This is a genomic window from Hymenobacter cyanobacteriorum (assembly GCF_022631375.1).
GTDB lineage: Bacteria > Bacteroidota > Bacteroidia > Cytophagales > Hymenobacteraceae > Hymenobacter > Hymenobacter cyanobacteriorum.
Genome location: NZ_JALBGC010000001.1, coordinates 600,511 through 620,126, shown reverse-complemented (window position 1 = coordinate 620,126; position 19,616 = coordinate 600,511). Strand labels below are relative to the sequence as shown.

Sequence of the window (19,616 nt, the reverse complement as noted above, 5' to 3'; positions counted from 1 at the left end):
CCCTGAAAAACCGTCCCCACTTCCGTTGAAACCTGCTCCCTCCGTCGTAACGCCACGCCAGCTTTTCCTCCGCCACCAGGCCCAAACCTCCGATTTTCCGCTGCTGCTGGAAATTGAGCGGGCCGAAGGCGTGTACATGTACGCCCCCGATGGCCGCCGCTACCTCGACCTGATTTCGGGCATCGGCGTGAGCAACGTGGGCCACCGCCACCCGCGCGTGCTGGCCGCCATTCAGGCTCAGCTCGACAAATACCTGCACCTAATGGTGTATGGCGAACTGGTGCAGGCCGTGCCCGCCCAGCTGGCCCAGGCCCTGCACCACACCCTGCCCGCGCACCTCGATTCGGTGTACTTCACCAACTCCGGCACCGAGGCCATCGAGGGTGCCCTCAAGCTGGCCAAGCGCCACACCGGCCGCACCGAGCTCATTTCCTGTCTCAACGCCTACCACGGCTCCACGCACGGCGCCCTGTCCATCACCGGTTCCGAGGGCTTCAAAAACAGCTTCCGCCCGCTGCTGCCCGACGTGCGCCACATCCGCCACAACGAACTGACTGACCTGGATTTCATCACCGAGCGCACGGCCGCTGTAGTTATCGAAACCGTGCAGGGCGAGGCCGGCGTGCGCGTGCCCTCTCCCGACTACCTGCCTGCCCTGAGCGCCCGCTGCACCGAAGTCGGTGCCCTGCTTATTCTCGACGAAATCCAGTGCGGCTACGGCCGCACCGGCACCATGTGGGCGTTCGAGCAGTTCGGCATCGAGCCCGACATCCTCGTGTGTGCCAAGGGCATGGGCGGCGGCATGCCCATCGGTGCCTTTATATCGAGCACCGAAATCATGTCAGGCTTCAAAACCAACCCCATTCTGGGACATTGCACCACCTTTGGCGGGCACCCGGTGAGCTGCGCGGCGGCGCTGGCCACCCTGCAGATTATGCAAGATGAGCAGCTGCCGGCCGGCGTGGCCGCCAAAGCTGCCCGCTTCCGGGCGCAGCTGCGGCACCCGGCCATCCGGGCCGTGCGCGGCTGTGGGCTGCTCATGGCGGTGGAGTTCGACTCCTTCGCCGTCCTCAAACCCATCATCGACCGGGCGCTGGAGCACGAGGGCATTCTTACCGACTGGTTCCTGTTCTGCGACAATTCCCTACGGCTTGCCCCTCCGCTTACTATTGCTGAAAATGAGATTGACGAGGCCTGCGCGGCCCTGCTGCGGGCCATTGCCTTCGTCACAGGCGAGTAGAGGAGGCCCGCAACGCAGCCGGCCCGTTGGAGCAGCCCGCCGAACGAGCCGCCCCAACGGGCCGGAATAACCGCCGAAGCGGGGAATATATGGTCGTTAGTTCAGGTTGACGGCCGGGCGCGGTAGCTCGTTGTAGTTCAGGAACTGGTTGCTCTCTTCTTTGATGCGCTCGCGGGGGTGACCGTCCTTCACGCCCTGCGAAATCTTGCGCACGAGCACGCCCACAATGGCCTTGCGGAAGCCCAGTTTCTCGGCCATCATAATGCAAAAATCCATTTCCGTGTCGTCCACGATGCCATCGGCGAGCATCATGTCCACGAGGTCGAAAATCTGGTCGAACCGCTCCGAGTCGTTGGTTGGCAGGTCGTTGCTGGCACCCTTGGCACCCGACACGAGGGCCTGTACTTCCGACGAACTGATGCCGTTCTTCTTCCCTACCGCAATAATAAAGTTCATCTCCCGCGCGTCGATATGTCCGTCGGCTTTCGCCAGCGCCGCGAGATTCAGCAAATGGCCCTTTATTTTTTTGGCTTGCTCATTTTGAAAAAATCCGAACATAAACGTGGGAATTAAGGGGTGAAAAGATGATTTTTTAATCGAAATCTCGATTTCACTGGTAAGATACACGGAAAATTGGCTGATTGTTGCGGGTATAATACCCAAATCAGAAAAGTGCTAATCGGGGGTTTTACGCGATTCTTTGCCGGGTAGTTGAGGGTTTGCGTTCATTTCGCCAACTTTGCGGGGTTTGAGCGCCGTTTTCGTGCTCACTTGCTCTATGAATATTCAGATGAAGAGAATTGCGGTTTTTACCAGTGGGGGCGATGCGCCGGGCATGAACGCCGCTATCCGGGCGGTAGTACGCACGGCTACTTACCACGGCATTGAGGTATACGGTATTATGCGGGGCTACAGCGGCATGATTAAGGGCGAATTCGTGCGCCTCGATTCGGCCTCGGTTTCCAACACGGTGCAGAAGGGCGGCACCATCCTGAAATCGGCCCGTAGCCAGAAGTTTATGACCAAGGAAGGCCGCCAGCAGGCTTTCGACCAGTTGGTGAACAACGGCATCGAAGGCCTCGTGGCCATTGGCGGCAACGGCACCTTTACCGGGGCCATGATTTTTGAGGAAGAGTTCGGCATCCCGACCGTGGGCGCCCCCGGCACCATCGACAACGACCTGTACGGCACCGACTACACCATCGGCTACGACACGGCCGTGAACACGGCGCTCGATTGCATCGACAAAATCCGCGACACGGCCGATTCGCACGACCGCTGCTTTTTTGTGGAGGTAATGGGCCGCGACTCGGGCTACATTGCCATTCCGTGCGCCATTGGCGGCGGGGCCGAAATTGTGATGATTCCGGAAACCCAGATGAGCACCGACGTGGTGATTGACACGCTGCAAACGGGTTGGCAGCGCTCCAAAACCTCGTTTATTGTGATTGTGGCCGAAGGCGACGAGCCCGGCAATGCCACGCAGGTGGCCACCCGCGTGAAGGAAGCTATTCCGCAGCTCGACACCCGCGTGACCATCGTGGGCCACATTCAGCGCGGCGGCTCGCCCACGGCCGCCGACCGCCTGCTGGCGTCGCAGCTCGGCATCGCCGCCGTGGAGGGCCTGATGAACGGCATGCGTAACGTGATGGCCGGCATCATCGATAAGAAGCTGGTGTACACGCCCTTCACGGATACCATCAACAAGAAGAAGCTCATTAACCAGAGCTTCATGCGAATGGTGGAGATTCTGAGTGTCTAGCGTTTAAAGGAAGCGAAAAAGAACGTCATGCTGAGCTTGTCGAAGCATCTCTCCCGAGGAAGTAAATAGTTACTCTTGCGGTAGAAATGCTTCGACAAGCTCAGCATGACGTTCTATGTTAAAACCTTATTGCCCGCTTAAATCGACCCACTTGTATGCTGCATCGCGGCGCAGCCACGTGAGCTGGCGCTTGGCATACCGGCGGGTATTGCGCTGAAGCAGGCGCACGGCTTCGGCCCAGTCGTACTCGCCATCCAGGAAGCCGAAGATTTCGGTGTAGCCCACGGTTTGCAGGGCGTGGTGGTGGCGGTAGGGGAGCACGGCGCGCACTTCTTCGAGCAAACCGGCGGCCAGCATGTGCTCAACGCGCAGGTTGATGCGCTGGTAGAGCTCCTCACGCTCGCGGGTGAGGGCTACTTTCACGTTGCGGAACAGCGGATTTTCGGGCGGCGGGCCGGCGCTGTGGAAGCTGGAAAACGGCTGGCCAGTGGCGCGGGTGATTTCGAGGGCGCGCACGATGCGCTGGGGGTTTTGCTGGTCGATGCGGGCGTGGGCGACGGGGTCGGTTTCGGCCAGCTCGGTCACCAGGTGCGGCAGGCCGTGGGCAGCCAACTCGGCGTGCAGCTGGGCGCGCACTTCGGGCGGCACGTCGGGCAGGGCGTCGAGGCCATCGGTTACGGCCTGCACGTAGAGGCCCGAGCCGCCGGTGAGGATGACGACGGGGTGTTTCTGGAACAGTTGCCCTAAAACTGCGTGGCAGTCGGTAGCGAAGCGGCCGGCGCTATAGTCTTCGGCAATGCTGTGGCTGTCGATGAAGTGATGGGGCACGCCCTGCATCTCGGCAGGCGTAGGCTTGGCCGTGCCGATGCTGAGCTCGCGGAAGAACTGGCGCGAGTCGGCCGACACGATTTCGGTGTCAAATTGCTGGGCCAGCTGCACGCACAGCGCGGTTTTGCCCACGGCCGTGGGGCCGGCAATGGTGAGCAGCACGGGGCGCGGGTCGGCGGTGGTGGGGGCGAGCCGGGCGAGAATGTGAGGGGGAAGCAGGGGCACAAAGTAAGGAGTTAAAAGTGAAGAGTTAAAAGTTAAAACATCAAAGAATTGCCTGTCTTTTAACTCTTCATTTTTAACTTTTAACTAAGCAAACGCGGCTGCGACGCGAACTACAAAGTTCGCGCTACGGCTCCAGTGGCTCGGGCATCTCTGATTGCACCTTCGGCGGGTCGATGCCGGTAATGCGGAACTCGACGCGGCGGTTGAGGCGGCGGGTGGCTTCCTGCTCGTTGCTGGCAATGGGCTCGGCCCCGCCCAGGCCAAGGCCGGTAATGCGCGGTGCCTCCACGCCGTGGCCCACCAGGTAGGCCATCACCGTTGAAACGCGCTGCTCACTCAGAATGACGTTTTTTTCGGGCGGCCCTACATTGTCGGTGTGGCCGCGCAACTCGATGTGCAGGCCGGGGTTATCAACCAGCAGGCGCACCAGGCGGCCCAGGGCAGGGTAGGAGGATGGCAGCAGCACGGCTTTGCTTTGCTCGAACTGCACCTGGGCCAGCGGCAGGGTTTCGCCCACGGCCAGCGGCCGCAGCAGCACGTCGCGCACGAGCGGGCCGGGCGCGGCGGGCCAGGTGCTGTCGGCCGGAAAGTAGCCGGGGTACTCGGCGTGGTAGCTGTAGGCCCGGCCGGGCGTGGTGCTGGTGTAGGCGAAGTCGCCTTTGGCCGAGAGTAGCACGCCCACGCTGCCCTCGGCCCGGCTGAGGCGCAGGCTGGCGGCGGGCAGGGGCTGGAAGGTGGTGGCATCGAGCACGCGGCCCTCGAAGGTGGCGGTGGTGGGCACCGGCGGGGCTGGGCGCGGCGGCGTCACGACCCGAAACAGGTTGCAGCCGGCCAGGTCGGTGTAGGTGCCTTTGCGCAGGCGGGTGGCCTGGTGCCGGGCCAGGTCGACGGTGTAGAGGCCGTGCGGGCCGGCCAGGTACATGCGGCGGCGGCCGGCGGCGTCGTTCTGCATCAGCAGGTCGCTGTAGCCGCCGCGGGCGGGCAGGCCGCTCAGGAACATCTGCTCGGCGAAGGGCTTTTGGGTGGGCAGGTCGATTTTCAGCAGCGAGCCGTCGGTGCTGTATACCAGGTACATGGTGTTGGAATCATCAAGGCAAAAGTTGCCGTGAGTGCCGGCGCTGGCGAAGGCGATGTAGGGGTAGAACGGCGCCTGGCGCAGCGGGTCGGCGGTCCAGACGGTGCTCACCTTGCCGTCGTGCGGGCTGATGCGGACGAGCAGGTTGGCATCCGAAGCCATGAAATAGAGGTCGCCGCGGTCGTCGGTGCTGGCCGAAATCCAGACGTTCTCGGGGCCCTGCCGGGGCAGCACCCAGTCGGTGTACGCACCCTTGCGGGTGGCAGGGTCGTAGCGGTACACCCGCTCGGGGGCATCGGTGGGGGCCTTCGTGACCGAATACAGGCAGTTATCAAAGCCCTTGGCCAGCGCATAGGATTGAAAAGGCAGCACGCGCCGGTGCACCCGGGGAGCGGCCGTGGGGTCGTCGGCCACAAACTCGTGGATGGTCCGGCAGTCGTCTTCGCGATGGCCATCCACGGTGCGCAGGGCCGCGATGCCGTACATCTTGCCGTCGCAAAGCTGGTCGTCGTAGCGGCGACTGGCCCAGGGTGTGCCGGTAAAGGCGAACGAGGCCAGCAGCGCCTGCCCGGCGGCCAGATAGGATGTGTCGTGGCTGACGCGAGCCCGGTACTCCACCCGAAACTCGTAGCCGCCGCGCCACAGCTGGCGGCCCACCACGTGAGTCCGCACGCTGGGCCGGGTGCCGCCGTAAGAATAATCATAAGCCACCTCATCGAAAGTAGCTCCGGCCCGTTGGTCGAGCCGCAGAATCTGGACGAGCGGCAGGCTTTGGATGCGGCGCAGCACCGAGTCGGGCCGGCCCTCGCCGAGCAGGCGGAAATCTCGGCGGTCGTCGGGCAGCGGCACGATGCGCAGCGTCGTCACTGCCGCCGTATCGCCGGCCCGGAAAGTGGCGATAGCGCCCGCTGCGGGCCGCTTCTGCAGCTGCCAGGGGCTGGCGTAGGTGAGTTGGCAGCGGCCGGCCGCATCAGTAAAAACGGCCGGCTCCGGCGCGGTTTGCGCCTGCAGCCCCGCGCCCCACATCAGCAAAACCAGCGTCAGAAAAAACCTCATAAGCCGGAGCAAAATCAACCCACGGCCAACCAATGCCGGCTCGTAGTAACCTGCAAGATACGGCCGGACCGGGCATTGCCGGCCGGCACTTGTCTTCAGGCAAGCTTACAAAAACGACCAAAAACCGGCGCTATTGCAGCGGCGGGTGCTTTTCGTCGAAGCTGGTCGCGTCCTGGTAGGCTTTGGCCAGGGCCAGCAGCTTGCCCTCCTCGTAGAGCTGGCCCATGAAGGTGATGGTGGTGGGCAGGCCGGCGGCGGTGAGGCCGTTGGGCAGCGCCATGGCCGGGTGCCCGGTGAGGTTGGTGAGCACCAGGCTGGCGCTGAACGTGGGCGCGATGTAGCAGTCGAAGCCCTTCAGCTGAGCGTCCATCTGCTCGATGAGCAGGCTGCGCACGCGCTGGGCCTGCAGGTATTCGACGGCCGGAATGAAGCGCGAGGAGCGGAAGGTGTTGGGCCAGGCCGAGCGGTTCTGCAGCACCATCTGGCCGTCGCGGCCCGAGCGGGTCAGGTCGTCGAAGGCCGCCGCGCCCTCGGCCGTGAGGATGAAGCGTAACATGCCCGGCGACAGCGCCGGCAACTCCAGCGGCACCAGCTCCACGCCCAGCTTGCGCAGTACTTCCAAGGTCGCCAGGTCGTTGGCTTTGGTGGGGTAGTCCTGGTCGAAAGCTTTTTTTATATAGCCCACGCGCAGTTTTTTTACACTAGTGCCGAAGGCGTACTCGAAGCGGTTGGGAGCCAGCATCGTGGCCGGGTCGCGGGCATCAGGGCCGGCGGCCGTGAGGGCGGCCAGCACGATGGCACAATCCTCGGCCGAGCGGGCCAGCGGGCCGGCTTTGTCCATGGTCCAGCTCAGGGCCATGGCCCCGGCGCGGCTCACGCGGCCGTAGGTGGGGCGCAGGCCCGTAATGCCGCAGGCCGTGCTCGGGCTGATGATGGAGCCCAGCGTTTCGGTGCCAATGGCAAACGGCAGCAGCCCCGCCGCCACCGCCGACGCCGACCCGGCCGACGACCCGCTGGAGCCCTTCGCCACGTCCCACGGCGTGCGGGTTTTGCCGCCAAACCACACGTCGCCCTGCGCCAGCTCGCCCAGCGTGAGCTTGGCGCACAGCACCGCGCCAGCCGCGCGCAGCCGCTCCACCACGGCCGCGTCCTCGTCCAGTATTTGCTCCTTGAAAGGCCCCGAGCCCCAGGTGGTTTTGTAGCCCTTCGCGCTGAACAAGTCCTTCACTCCAAATGGAATGCCGTGCAGCGGCCCGCGGTATTTGCCCGCCTGAATCTCCGCATCGGCCTGCCGGGCCTGCTGGTAGGCCAGGTCCTCGGTGAGGGTGATGACGCAGTGCAGCTGCGGGTCGTACTTTTTCAGGCGCGTGAGGCAGAAGCGGGTCAGGTCTTCGGAGGTTATCAGCTTGAACCGCAGCAACTCGCCCAATTGCCGCACGGTGTAAAACGCGAGGTCGTCGCGGTTGGCAGGCAGCTTCACTTTACCAGGTTCGGGCAGGCGGCCGGCGCTGCCGCCGTCGCTTAGCTGCGCCTGACGCAGCCGCAGCGGGCGTGGGTCGAAGCCCACGGCCGGGGCCACGCTGTTCGGCAGGGCCACTTTGCGCAGGGCCTCGTAGCTGTCGCGGTAGCCGCTCAGGTTGCGGCGGGTCGAGTCGAGCTGGGCGTCGCTGAAATTCAGGCCGAACAGCTGCTGGGCGGTGCGCAGCATGGGCACCGTGATTTCGTCTGGGGCGGTAGGGCGGGCCACGAAGGCCCCGGCGGCGAAGCAGGCCGCGCCGAGCAGCAGGGCCGGGAGAAGTTTTTTCAAGGGGCAAGCAATTGGGAAGCCGGGCGGGCCGGTTTGCGGCTAGTGTAGATGGCTACCGGTGGATTTCTACCCCCTGGTTAACCATGCCAGCTGCAATCCAGCCCTTGTGCCGGGCTCCGGTTAATACAGCGTAATCCGTTTCAGGACGGGGCCGCGGGTCGTTTCGATAACCAGAATGTAGAGGCCGGTTTGGCCCGGGGCGAAGCGTATAGTCGTGCTTGGGCCGCTGCTGTTGCGCAGGTCCTGCACCCCGACGAGGCTGCCCAGGGAATTGTACACGCGCACGCGCTCCAGGCCAAAATCGGCCCGTTGCCACTCCAGCACCACCTGTTCCCGGGCGGGGTTGGGGTACGTGGTAATGGCTTCGTCCGCGGTCAGACTCACCAGCGTGAAGGGCGTGGCACTGGCCGACCGGCCGCCGGTTCCCGCGATGTTCAGCGGCCCCGAAAGCGCCCCTCTGGGCACGCGCACCGTGGCGGTGGTAGCGGTGGCCGCGAGCACGGCCGCCCGTACCCCACCGAAAGAAATGGTATCGGGCCGGCCCTCCACCAGGAAGTTGACCCCGGACAGGCTTATTGTTTCGCCTACGCTGGCTTGCGCGGGCGCAAAGCCCGTGATGAGCGGCGCGGGCAAAAAGGTGAACGAACCGGCCGATACCGCAACGCCGCCCGGCGTTTGTAGGCGGATGGGGCCGGTTTGTGCCATAGCCGGCACCCGTACCTGCAGGCTAGTGGTGCTCAGGGCTTGCAGCACGGGCGCCGCGCCGGCCCCAAACGCAACCGTGTTGCGCGTGGCGGGTGCGAAGTTGCTGCCAGTCAAAGTCACCACGTCGCCCGCCTTGCCTTTGGCGGGGCTGAAGCTGAGCACCGTGGGCGGATACCACACCGTGAAGTCCTGGGTGCTTTGCACCTGGCCGCCCAGCGTTTGAATCCGGATTTTGCCGGTGGTGGCACCGGCGGGCACCGTCACCTGCAGCGTGGTGGCCGTGGCCTGCTGCACCGCCGCCGGGGTCGCATTGAACCACACGGTATCCTGCGCGGCTACCGGCGAAAAGTTGGTTCCGGTCAGGGTGATGGCGCTGCCCGGAATGCCTTCGGCCGGAGCCACGGCCGCCAGCGTGGGGGGCTGGAAAACGTTGAACGGCGTCAGGCTGCGCCCCGCGCCTTCGGGGGTGCTCACCACCACCGGGCCGGTAGTGGCGCCGGCCGGCACGCGTACCGTCAGCGACGTGGCCGTGGCGCTGAGTACGGGTGCCGCCACACCGTTGAAGCGCACGGTGTTGGCCGCGGCCGCAGCGGCAAACCGTTGCCCCGTCAGGGTCACGAGCGTGCCCGCCCGGCCCTGCGCGGGGGCCAGCTGGGCCAGCACGGGCGAAGCCAGCACGGCCGGGTAGCCCAGCGCCACGGCGGGCACCACGGCCAGCGGCACGTCGTAGATGCGGTTGGTGGTGGAATTGGTGCGAATGGGCGGGTTGTAGTCGAAGTAGATGTCGGCTTCGTTGGCAATCAGCGTGCGGGGGGCCAGGCCCGCTTTGGGCTGAATGGTGAATTGCACGAACCCGTTGCTGCCCACGGCATCGCGCGAGCGGGGCGGCAGGTTGATGTTTTCGAATGTGAACGTGAGCACCGGCCGGCCGTGGCCCGATACGCTTACGTGGTAAGGGTGCGAAGCCGCCCCCACGCGCAGGGTGCGCAGGTCGAGGTCAGCGGCCAGGGTGTCCACTACTTCCACGCGGTAAGCGTCGTCGGTACCGGTGTTTTCGAAGCGTACCTGGTAGCACAGAGGCACGCCGGTGGGGGTGTAGCGCTGAGCCGTGACACCGGCGGGTACCACCTGCTTGTCGTTGGGGTCGTACGAATCCAGGATGGGCTGGCAGTCCTCGGCCGTTTCGGGGCCGGGCGCGTTTGGCGGCATCGTCAGCATGTCCGGGTTAGGCTGCCCGGCCGTGCTCAGGCCGGGCACTTCTACCGTGCTGCTGGCCGTGCGCTGCGTGGGGTGGCCCGGGGGCTGGTCGGCCTCCAGGCGCACCACCGCGCGGGTGGCGGGCACGCGCAGCACCAGGCTGTCGCCGGCCGCCAGCAGGTAGCGGTGCTGCAAGGCCAGCTCGCTGTTCTGGTAAATGCGCAGGGCCAGGCTGTCGGTCATGGCCGAGGCGGCCGGGTTGCGCAGCACAAACCGCACCTGGTTGCCCGCCTGGGCAGCACCCTTCACCGTTACCGAAGCTCGGTTCCAGGTAGGTGGCGGCGGGTAGGTATTGGCCGGCGTGATGGTGACTTGGGTGCACACCGTGCGGCCGCGCAGGGCCGGGTTGCCGCACACCACCGAGTCCTGAATGAGAATGCTGCCCGCCGCCCCGGCCGCCAGCGCGCCCACCTGGAACTGGTAGCGCCCGTCGGCGCCGCGGGTGTAAGAGGCATTGGCCGACACCAGCACTACCTCCGGGGGCAGCGCCACGGCCACCGCCACGTTGGCCGCCGCCGCCGACCCCTCATTGGCATAATACACCGTGGTAAGGTTGCGGAAGCAGCGCCGCCGCCGGTTCGACGACACACTCACCCGCAAAAACGGGCTGGTGCTCAACTGAAAGCCGAAGTCCACGTTATCCACCACGTTGTTGTAGCCCTGCAGGTTGATGAGGGCAGTGGGGGCGCACGTGAGCTGCAGGCTGCGGCCCACCTCATTGGGCGAGGGCAGGGGCGTCACCTGGTAGCGGCCGGTGTCCACGGCCAGCACGTAGCTGCCGTTCGCGTCCGTCAGCCCGTAATAATTGCCCGGCTGGGCCACCACCGCAATGTTGCGAAGCAGCTGCTCGTTGTTGTCGCGCCGGCAGTTTTGGTTGGCATCGTCGTAGAGCTGCCCGCTAATCAGGTTCGTGGGGGGCTGCTGCGTGGGCACGAAGTAGCGCACCACGTCGCTGCCGCTGCTCAGGCTGAGCAGGCGGGTGGCTTGGCGGTTCACCGCCACGGCCGTGCCGTAGCTGGGCATGTCGGCCTGCACGGTGCCATCAGCCGAAAACACCTTGCCGTTGTGCCGAAAACTGGCCAGGTACACATTGCCGCGCCCGTCCACGTCCAGGTCCACCTGCCCCACCGATGCCGAGTTGAACATCGGCGAGGGACCAAACTGCCGGACGACTTGGCCGGCGCCGTTGAACTTCTGCACCCGCTGGCCGTCGTAGTCGGCCACGTACACGTTGCCGGCCAGGTCTACGGCCACCGCCCGGGGCTGCACAAACTGCCCCGCCCCCAGGCCCGGCCCCCCAATGGTGCCCAGCAGCGTCCCCTGCGGGCTCAGCTTGCGGATGCGGTGCCCGTACTTATCGGAGAGGTAAATGGTGCCCGAAGTGCCCACGGCCAAGCCATTGAACTCTTGGGAGGTTTGCGGAAACCCGAACGAAGTCAGACGTTGCAGCTGCTGGCCCTGGGCATTGTACTTGGTTAGCTCTGAGGCCGCGGCATTGGTAAGCAGCACGTAAATATTGCCCAATCCGTCTACCGTAAACCCGCCCACGTAGCTGCTGCCCCCGTTCACCGGAAAGGCCAGCGTGGGCTGCCCGGCGGCGTTGTATTTGCGCACGGTGCTGCCGTCGCAGGTGTAGGTGTTGCCGGCCTCGTCCTGCCGCACGTACTGCAGCGAAGTGAGGTTGCCCCAGCGCCGCCGCAGCGCGCCCACGCCCGCAAACTTGTAGAGGTGGTTGGAATTTATCTGGTGGGTAAAGTCCGTGGCGTACAGGTTGCCGGCCCGGTCGAAGGCCATGGCCGTATGGGTGCTGCTCGAAAAATTCTGGCTCAACGAGCCCAGTAGTGCCCCCGTGGGACTGTAGCGCGAAATGCCGCTTTGCGAAACGGAAACCAGCATATTGCCCGCCGCATCCAGCAGCAGCGCTTCGGAGTAGTTGGTATACACGGGGCCGCCCGTGGCACCGCCCAGCCCAATCCGGGCCAGCAGCTGCCCGCTCGGGCTGAGCTTGTTGACCATGTAGTTCTCATAGAGCACGTACAGGTTGCCGGCCGCGTCCACGTCCACGTCGCTCACGCCGACGCCGTTGGCAGTGGGCAGGGGCAGCTCCGGCAGCGGCTGGCCCTGCGGGTCGAACCGGAACAGCCGCTGGTTCGATTCGGCCACGTAGATGATGCCCGTGGGCCCCACGCACATGGCCGCCACAATGCCGAGCTGCCCGGTGCCCACGCCGTTGGTGCCGCAGTGCATCAGCAGTTGCCCGCTGGGGGCGTATTTCCGGATGACGTTATCGGCGGCGGTATTCCCGGCGCAGCCCAAATACACGTTGCCGGCCGCATCCAGGGCCACAGTGGTTACGATGGCGGTGGCCGGGGAGGCACTGAAATTCGCCACAAACCGCCCCGTCGAGTCGAGCTTGTTCACGCCGTTGTCGGCCAGGTAGATGTTGCCCCATTGGTCAACGGCCACGTCGCGGGGGCTTCCCACGGGCGTGCCCATCATTTTATCGAGGCGGTAGCTGGCGAGGGTCGATTGGGCAAAGCTCGCGCGGGCCCCCAGCAGCAAGCAGCAGGCAAGTAAGAGTCGAATCATAGAAACTGGCAGAAATGGCGGGGGAAAGGTCCGCGTCCTTAAAACTAAGGGATTTTACTAATTCGCAATCGGATTGCCCGCGCTTCTCCCGCCCCTGAGGATTGCGGATGATTGGGCTGCCTCATCTTTTCCAGTGCTGCGGCATCGAAGCAGTTTCAGCCTATGAGCCGCTAGGCATCACGGAGCAGGGGCGACGCAATTTCGACGGAAAGCAAAAACAAGGCGCGTGAGCGAATGCGGGGAGTTTCGCCGCAACAAATGAAAGCTAACACTTCGCGCCTATTTCTTCCGGCGGAGCGGCTTCGCTGCATCCGCGGCGGCCGTGGGCGCGTGCAGCTGCCGGAGCGCGGCGGCCAGCACCGGGTCGTGGCCGGCGGCCAGCTCGGCCACCGTGGGCCGCACCAGCACGGTGGGCATAATGCCTTTGCCGTTCCACTCCGTGCCGTCCGGGTACATGTCGCGCTTGGTGCACACGCGGGCCATGATGCCGCCGGGCAGCGCAAAACTCAGCGGCTGGCCGGTGCTGCCGCCCGTGGGCTCGCCCACCAGCGGGCCCCGCTTCAGCCCGACGTAGGCCGCGCAAAAATCTTCGGCCGCCGAAAACGTTGCGCCCCCGATAAGCACCGCCACGGGCTTGGCGTAGTAATTCGAGCCCCCCGCCGGCGAGGAGTAGTTGGCCGTGTCTACCGGTTCGAACTGCACGCCATCGCCGCGGGCGCGCCCCACGGCGCTGTAGGTGCGCGAGGCGTAGCGGCCCAGCAAATAGGGCTTGTCGGTGAGGTAGTTCAGAATGCGCGAACCGTTGCTGCTGTTGCCGCCCCCGTTCTGGCGCAGGTCGATGATGAGGGCGTTGGTGCGCTTGATGGAATCGAAAGCCGCCACAAAACGGCGGAAGCCCGCATCAGTTTCAAACTCATTCACCTGCAAATAGGCCACGTTGCCGGGCAGAAAACGCAGTTGCGCGGGCGCTATCGGCTTTATCTTGCCGTAGCCGCTGCGGGGCAGCACCCGGGCGAACGAGCGGCCGCGCGCATCCCGAAACTCCACCCGCACCGGGCGCGATTTGGGGCCGCGCAGCAGGTTGTAGGTATACGTCTGCACGTCCACGTTCTGCGGGGTCGAGCCGCTTTGGTAGGGGCGTACGTAGCGGTTGGCGTATTCCACCACGGGCAGCCCATCGACGCGCACAATCTCCAGCCCAGACGAGATGCCGGTGCGCTGCAGGCTGTCGTGCCGCACCAGCTGCACCAGCACGCGGCCCGCCACCAGCTCGGCCAGGAAGGGCGGGCGGCCGTATACCGAATCGGCCAGTGGACCGTCGGTGGCCCACACGCCGGTGTGGCCGTCGTGCAGCTGCGCGTAGAATTCCTGCAGCACCCGGAAATAGGCCAATGTGCTGGGGGTAGCCTGCACGCGCGCCAGGTAGTTCAGGTAAGTCTGGTCCCAGTCGACGGTGGGAATGTGGTCGAAATAGGCAAAGTTGTACTTGGCCTCCATCCACATTTTGGACAGGCCAGCGGCTTTTTCGGCGGGGCTCAGGTTGGGTTGGTAGGGAGTCGCCAGCGCCTTCGAGTTGAATACGTTGTTGAGAGCCATGGCCTCCTCCAGCGCGGCCTTGAGCGGGGGCGACTGCCGCGCCGCCGCCAGGGCCGGCTCCTTAATAATCCAGGGAGCGTACACCTGCGCCGTTTCCGGAGTCAGCAGCTGCTGGAGCGACGCGGCGGCCGCCTCCGGCTGCCCCAGCTGGCCCTGGAGAATGGCCATATCGAAGGTGATGTCACTCTTACGGTAATAGAGCGACTGACTGGTTTTGGCCAGCGCCTGAATTTCCGGCCGCTGGTAGTAGGCCAGGGCTTCCTGCAACATGCGGATGCCTTTGCGCAGGCTGTCGGGCGCCGGCTTGTCTGCCTCGCCCACCACCGTTCGCACGCGGGCGCGCTGGCCTTGCAGGTAATTGTAAGCATCCGAGGCCCGCAATACAGCCTGCGCCTGCGCCGCCTGGCAACCAAGCATGAACAACAGCGCGAGTAAAAGCTTTTTCATAAAAGGATGAAAAGAAGGGGAAAGGAAAGATAAGTCGCTGGCAAAAAGGGTTGCTGATTATGCCAGCGGCACCACCCCGGCCCACAACTGCCGCAGCTCCTGCGCCTCGTGTTGCCAGCTGAGCAGCGGCGCGGCGCGGCGGCAGTTGGCGGCCAGGTGCTGGTAGCGGGCCGCATCGCCGCCGGGCAGCAGGCGGTTGAGGGCGGCGGCGAGGGTGTTGGGGGCAAGGTCGGCCACCAGCTCGGCCACGTCGAACTCGTCGTTGAGGGCGCGATACTCGGGAAAGTCAATGAGCACCTGCGGGATGCCGGCGTGCACGTAGTCGAAGAATTTATTGGCCAGCGAGTAGTAGTAGCTCAGGCCCACGTTCTCCAGCAGCATAATGCCCACCGCCGCCTGCCGCGTCACTTCCCGCAGCTCCTGCGGCAGCACGAAGCCCCGAAACTCCACCTGCCCTACCGGGTCGGAGCCCGATGCCAGCAGCCCCAACCGCGCCGCCTGCGCCCGCAGTGCGGCCGAGCAGTCGCCCTCGCCGCACAGCACCAGCCGGCCGCGCACCTGCGGCATGGCGTCGAGCAGTTGCTCCAGGCCGCGCCCCACGTTCAGCGCGCCCTGGTAAAGAATGTAGCTGCCGGAAGTTTCGAGAAAAGGGGCGGGCTCGTAACGGCTCACGTTGCGCACCACGCCGAAGGGGCGGCCGTAGCGCTGCTCGAACAGCCGCGCCAGGGCCGGGCCCACGGTGTAGGCCAGCCGGGCGCGCGGCACCACAAATTGCTCCACTGCCCGCCACAGGCGCTGCACGGCGGGGCGGGCCACTACCTCGGGCACTTCCGTGAATAGTTCGTGGGCATCGTACACCAGCGGCTGGCCGCCCAGGCGGGCCCGCAGCCACATGGGCAGCGCCGTGTCGAGGTCGCAGGCGCACCAGGCGGCGGCCCGCTGGCCCAGCAGGTACAGCAGCAGCCGCAGGTTGTATTCGAGGTAAAACAGCTTGCCCTTCTGAAACCAGCCGCGCAACCGGTGCTGCCCGTAAGGCTGCGGCGTGAGCGGGGGCGAAGCCGGCCGCTGCCAGCCCACCAGCTGCACGCGGTAGCCCGCGGCGGCTAGGCTGCCGCAGATGCGCTGCATGCGCTGGTCGAAGCACAAATCGGTGGTAACGGCGAAAACCAGCCGGGGCGCGAGGGGGTTGGGCACGGAGCGAAAGCAGGTGCGCCGCCCCAAATGGCCCGGCGCTCAGTTTTTTTGTTCAAATTTACGGGCCGGGCCCCACGGCTCCGGAATTATCTTAGCCGGAAATATCTTTCCCGGCCTCCCAAGTTGTTCTTCATGGCTCCTTTTTCGGCTGCTGCTTCTGCCCGTCCCGTTGCTCCTTCCCCGGCGTCGATGCTCGACCAGCTCGGGCAGCTCTACCTGCTGCTCGATACCGACGGGGTTATCGTGGAAGCCAACGACGCCTTCTTGCATCTCACCGGCTATGCCCGCAAGCAGGTGCTGGGCCAGCGCGGCCACGAAATGTTCATGGCTCCGGGCCAGCGCGAGCAGCGCCGCCGCGACTACCTCGAAGGCCTCGCCACCGAAACGCTGCCCACCAGCTACGACCGCACCCTGCTCACCCAGGGCGGCCAGCCCCGCCTGGTGCACTGGCGCACGGGCTACACCCGCGACCCCGCCGGCAAAGTAACCGGGGTGTGGATGGCCGGCCAGGAAACCAACGAAATGACGCTGGCCTCGCCCGCCCTGGCCAACGACAGCACCCACCTCCAGGATTTTCTCGACAACGCCCAGGACCTGGTGCAGCACCTCAGTGCCACCAACGCCTTCCTCTTCGTGAACAAGGCCTGGAAGGAAAAGCTGGGTTATTCTGATGCCGAGCTGGCCACCCGCACCCTCGCCGACGTGGTGCATCCCTATTATAAGGCCAAGCTGCTCTATCAGCTGCGTAACCTATATGATGGTGAGCCGGTGAACAAGGTCGAAACCGTGTTTCTGACCAGCATGGGCAAGCCCGTGCACCTCATCGGCAGCATGAGCGTGGTGCGCGAGGAAGGCCAGCCGATGAGCAGCCGCGCCATCCTGCACGACATCACCGACCGCATCAAGGCCGAGCGGCTCCAGAAGGTCTACTACAGCATCGCCAACCTGGCCATTTCGGCTAAGGACTTGCCCAGCCTCTACGGCGCCATTCATCGCGAGCTGAGCAAGATTATCGAAACCAGCAACCTGTTCATCGCCCTCTGCGACGACGCCCGCACGCAGCTGCAGTTCGTGTACCACGTCGACCAGTACCCGCAGAACCGGCCGCAGGCGGCCCAGCCCTTCGCGGGCGGCTTGTCCGAATATATCATCGCCGGCGGGCAGCCGCGCTACCTCACCCACGCCGATTTTCAGCAGCTCGTGCGCAGCGGCACGCTCACCATCTACGGCCAGGTGCCCGAGGTGATGCTGGCCTCGCCGCTCAGCATCGGCGACCGCATCATCGGCGTGCTGGCCGTGCAGGACTACCACCGCGTGGATGCCTACACGCCTGGCGACCTCGACGTGCTGCACTTCATCTCGAACCAGGTGGCGCTAGCCATCGAGCGCAAGCGCAACGAGGAGCAGATTGGCCGCCAGACCGCCCGCCTCAACGCCATTTTCGAGAGCGGCTCGCACGTGATGTGGACCGTGGACACCCACGGCCACCTCATGAACTTCAACCGCAACTACGCGGCCCTGTTCCTGCGCCGCAACGGCACCTATCCCATCCGAGGCATCAACCTCTGGGAGGCCGACCTCGAACGCATGCCTGTCCGCGAGCGCGACACCTTCGTGGAACACTACGAAGCCGCCGCCAAGGGCCAGGCCCAGCGCTTCCAGATGTGCCTGCGCGACGCCCGCGGCTACGACGTGTGGACCGACGTGTACCTGAACCCAATTTACCTCGGCGACGGCTCGTTTGAGGAAATCTCGGCCATTGCCCACGACATCACCGAGCAGAAGCGTGCCCAGTTTGCCCTCGAAGCCCAGGAGGAGAAATTCCGCTCCATCTTCGAGTCGTTCCAGGATATTTACTATCAGACCGATGACGAGGGCCTGCTCACCATCGTCAGCCCTTCGGTGCGCGAAGTGCTGGGCTACGAACCCGCCGACGTGGTGGGCCAGCCCGTGGCGCTCTACTACGTCGACCCCGCCGACCCCGAGCGCGTGAGTGCGGAGCTGGCCCGCGCCGGCGGCCTGCGCAACTTCGAAACCCAGATGTGGCACAAAATGGGCCACCCCGTGAGCGTGCTCGTGAATGCCCGCCTCTCGGCCGACGGCCGCCGCGGCACCGAAGGCATTGCCCGCGACGTGACGGAAATCCGCCAGATGCAGGACGACCTGCGCCAGGCCAAAGACGCCGCCGAAGCCGCCCTGGAAGCTAAAACGCAGTTCCTGGCCAACATGAGCCACGAGCTGCGCACGCCCATGAACGGCATCATCGGCATGATTGACCTGCTCGACCAGACCGTGGAAAACGACGAGCAGCTTGATTACGTCGACACCCTGCGCAAGAGCTCCGACGCGCTGCTCACCATCCTCAACGACATCCTCGACCTGTCGAAAATCCAGGCCGGCAAGCTCCAGATTCACGAAACGGCGCTGGAACTCACGGCGGTGATGGAGCGCATCCGCGCCCTATTCATCTACCGCGCCGAGCAGAAGAATATCCGCTTCACCTACCACATCACGCCCCATACCCCGGCCCTGGTGGTGACGGACGAGGTGCGCCTGCTGCAGATTTTGAGCAACCTGGTGGCCAACGCCATCAAGTTCACCAACGAAGGCACCGTGAGCATCGTGGTGAGCAGCGTAAGTACCGACGGCGAGCTGCACACCCTGCGCTTCGCGGTGCAGGATTCCGGCATCGGCATCTCGAGCGAAAACGCGGCCCGGCTCTTCACCAATTTCACCCAGCTCGACACCACGCCGAGCAAGGCCTACGGCGGCACTGGCCTGGGTTTGAGCATCAGTCGGCAGCTGGCCGAGCTGCTGGGCGGCGAAATCGGCGTGCTTTCGGATGAGGGCGAGGGCTCGGTGTTCTGGTTCACGATTGCCACCCGCGAGGCCCGGCGCGACGAGCTGCCCGCCGTGGCTCCCGTGCGCGAACCCGTGTTCAAACCCTTCGACGACCCGCCCCGCGTGCTGCTCGTCGACGACAACGCCATCAACCAGAAGGTGGGCCAGCGCCTGCTTTCGCGCCTGGGCTGCGAGGTCGACGTGGCCGGCGGCGGCCCCGAGGCCATCGGGCTGGTGAAAACGCCGGGCCTGGAGTACGACATGATTTTCATGGATATCCAGATGCCCGACATGGACGGCGTGGCGGCCACGGCCGAAATCCGCAAGCTGCTGGGCCGCGCCTGCCCGCCCGTGGTGGCCATGACGGCCTACTCGATGCAGGAAGATGCGGGCCGTTTCATGCGCCAGGGCCTCGATGATTACGTGGGGAAGCCGGTAAAAAGTCGGCACCTCTACGAAGTTTTGCACCGCTGGCTGCGGCCGCGCGGGCCGCGTTCCACCTCGGCCGCCACAGTGGCGGCCGCCGCCGCGGCCGTGCTCGCACCGCCGGTGGCAGCGCCCGTAGCCATGCCCGCCCCCGTGGCGCTGCCCGAGCCCGAAGCCGCTCCGGCCGAGCCCGTCCTTGACGAGGCCATCCTGCTTCAACTGATGGAGTTGGGCGGCGCCGAGTTCACCACCGACCTTTATCAGGAATTCGAGCAGGAAGCCGGCGACCTGCTGCGCGACGCCGCCCCCGCCGTGGCCAGCGCCGAATTCCGCGAGCTGCTGCCCATGCTGCACCAGCTCAAGGGCACGGCCGCCACGCTGGGCGGCGTGGCCCTCGCGGCCCAGGCCCGCCACCTCGAACGCCAGTTCAAGGAAGGCCGGATGGAAGCCGGGGCCGCGGGCTTTCGGGTTTTAGAACATTACTTTGCACAGTTCGTCGCCGAATATCCGGCCGCCGTGCAACGGGCTGCCACGCCCGAATAAGGCGTTGCCGCCTGCTCGTCCCTGC

The 19,616-nt window shown here is 65.2% G+C and carries 10 protein-coding genes; 3 read left to right on the top strand and 7 right to left on the bottom strand.

What is annotated here, in order from left to right; translation table 11 throughout:
* Positions 1–25: 25 nt before the first annotated feature.
* Positions 26–1,240 (top strand): aspartate aminotransferase family protein, encoded by a 1,215-nt coding sequence (locus tag MON38_RS02625; protein WP_241934575.1) that lies wholly within the window; start codon positions 26–28, stop codon positions 1,238–1,240.
* A 96-nt stretch (positions 1,241–1,336) separates the two neighbouring features.
* On the opposite strand, the gene MON38_RS02620 is transcribed toward MON38_RS02625, so the two are convergent.
* Positions 1,337–1,798: a tellurite resistance TerB family protein gene (locus tag MON38_RS02620; RefSeq protein WP_241934574.1), complete on the bottom strand. Its 462-nt coding sequence runs from the start codon at positions 1,796–1,798 to the stop codon at positions 1,337–1,339.
* 232 nt (positions 1,799–2,030) lie between these two features.
* Between MON38_RS02620 and pfkA the strand changes: the two genes are divergently transcribed.
* The gene (pfkA, locus tag MON38_RS02615) at positions 2,031–3,002 is read left to right on the top strand and encodes a 6-phosphofructokinase (protein WP_241935092.1); all 972 of its coding nucleotides are present in this window, start codon (positions 2,031–2,033) and stop codon (positions 3,000–3,002) included.
* 126 nt (positions 3,003–3,128) lie between these two features.
* Here the strand turns inward: pfkA and miaA are convergent, their stop codons facing one another.
* The 6 genes from miaA to MON38_RS02585 all read right to left on the bottom strand — a co-directional run bounded on the left by miaA (position 3,129) and on the right by MON38_RS02585 (position 15,781).
* Complete coding sequence (gene miaA, locus MON38_RS02610; RefSeq protein WP_241934573.1) at positions 3,129–4,055, bottom strand: tRNA (adenosine(37)-N6)-dimethylallyltransferase MiaA; 927 nt, start codon at positions 4,053–4,055, stop codon at positions 3,129–3,131.
* A 124-nt stretch (positions 4,056–4,179) separates the two neighbouring features.
* Complete coding sequence (locus MON38_RS02605; protein ID WP_241934572.1) at positions 4,180–6,186, bottom strand: OmpA family protein; 2,007 nt, start codon at positions 6,184–6,186, stop codon at positions 4,180–4,182.
* A 130-nt stretch (positions 6,187–6,316) separates the two neighbouring features.
* Positions 6,317–7,993, bottom strand: coding sequence for an amidase (locus tag MON38_RS02600; RefSeq protein ID WP_241934571.1), 1,677 nt, complete (start codon positions 7,991–7,993; stop codon positions 6,317–6,319).
* 120 nt (positions 7,994–8,113) lie between these two features.
* Positions 8,114–12,544, bottom strand: a complete 4,431-nt coding sequence (locus MON38_RS02595; protein WP_241934570.1) for a DUF7619 domain-containing protein — start codon at positions 12,542–12,544, stop codon at positions 8,114–8,116.
* Positions 12,545–12,823: 279 nt separating this feature from the next.
* Positions 12,824–14,587, bottom strand: coding sequence for a S41 family peptidase (locus tag MON38_RS02590; RefSeq protein ID WP_241934569.1), 1,764 nt, complete (start codon positions 14,585–14,587; stop codon positions 12,824–12,826).
* Positions 14,588–14,644: 57 nt separating this feature from the next.
* Entirely contained in the window at positions 14,645–15,781 is a 1,137-nt protein-coding gene (locus MON38_RS02585; protein ID WP_241934568.1) for a glycosyltransferase, read from the bottom strand.
* A gap of 132 nt (positions 15,782–15,913) precedes the next feature.
* Here MON38_RS02585 and MON38_RS02580 point away from each other — a divergent pair, with 132 nt between their 5' ends.
* Positions 15,914–19,591: a PAS domain S-box protein gene (locus MON38_RS02580; protein ID WP_241934567.1), complete on the top strand. Its 3,678-nt coding sequence runs from the start codon at positions 15,914–15,916 to the stop codon at positions 19,589–19,591.
* Positions 19,592–19,616 lie beyond the last annotated feature (25 nt).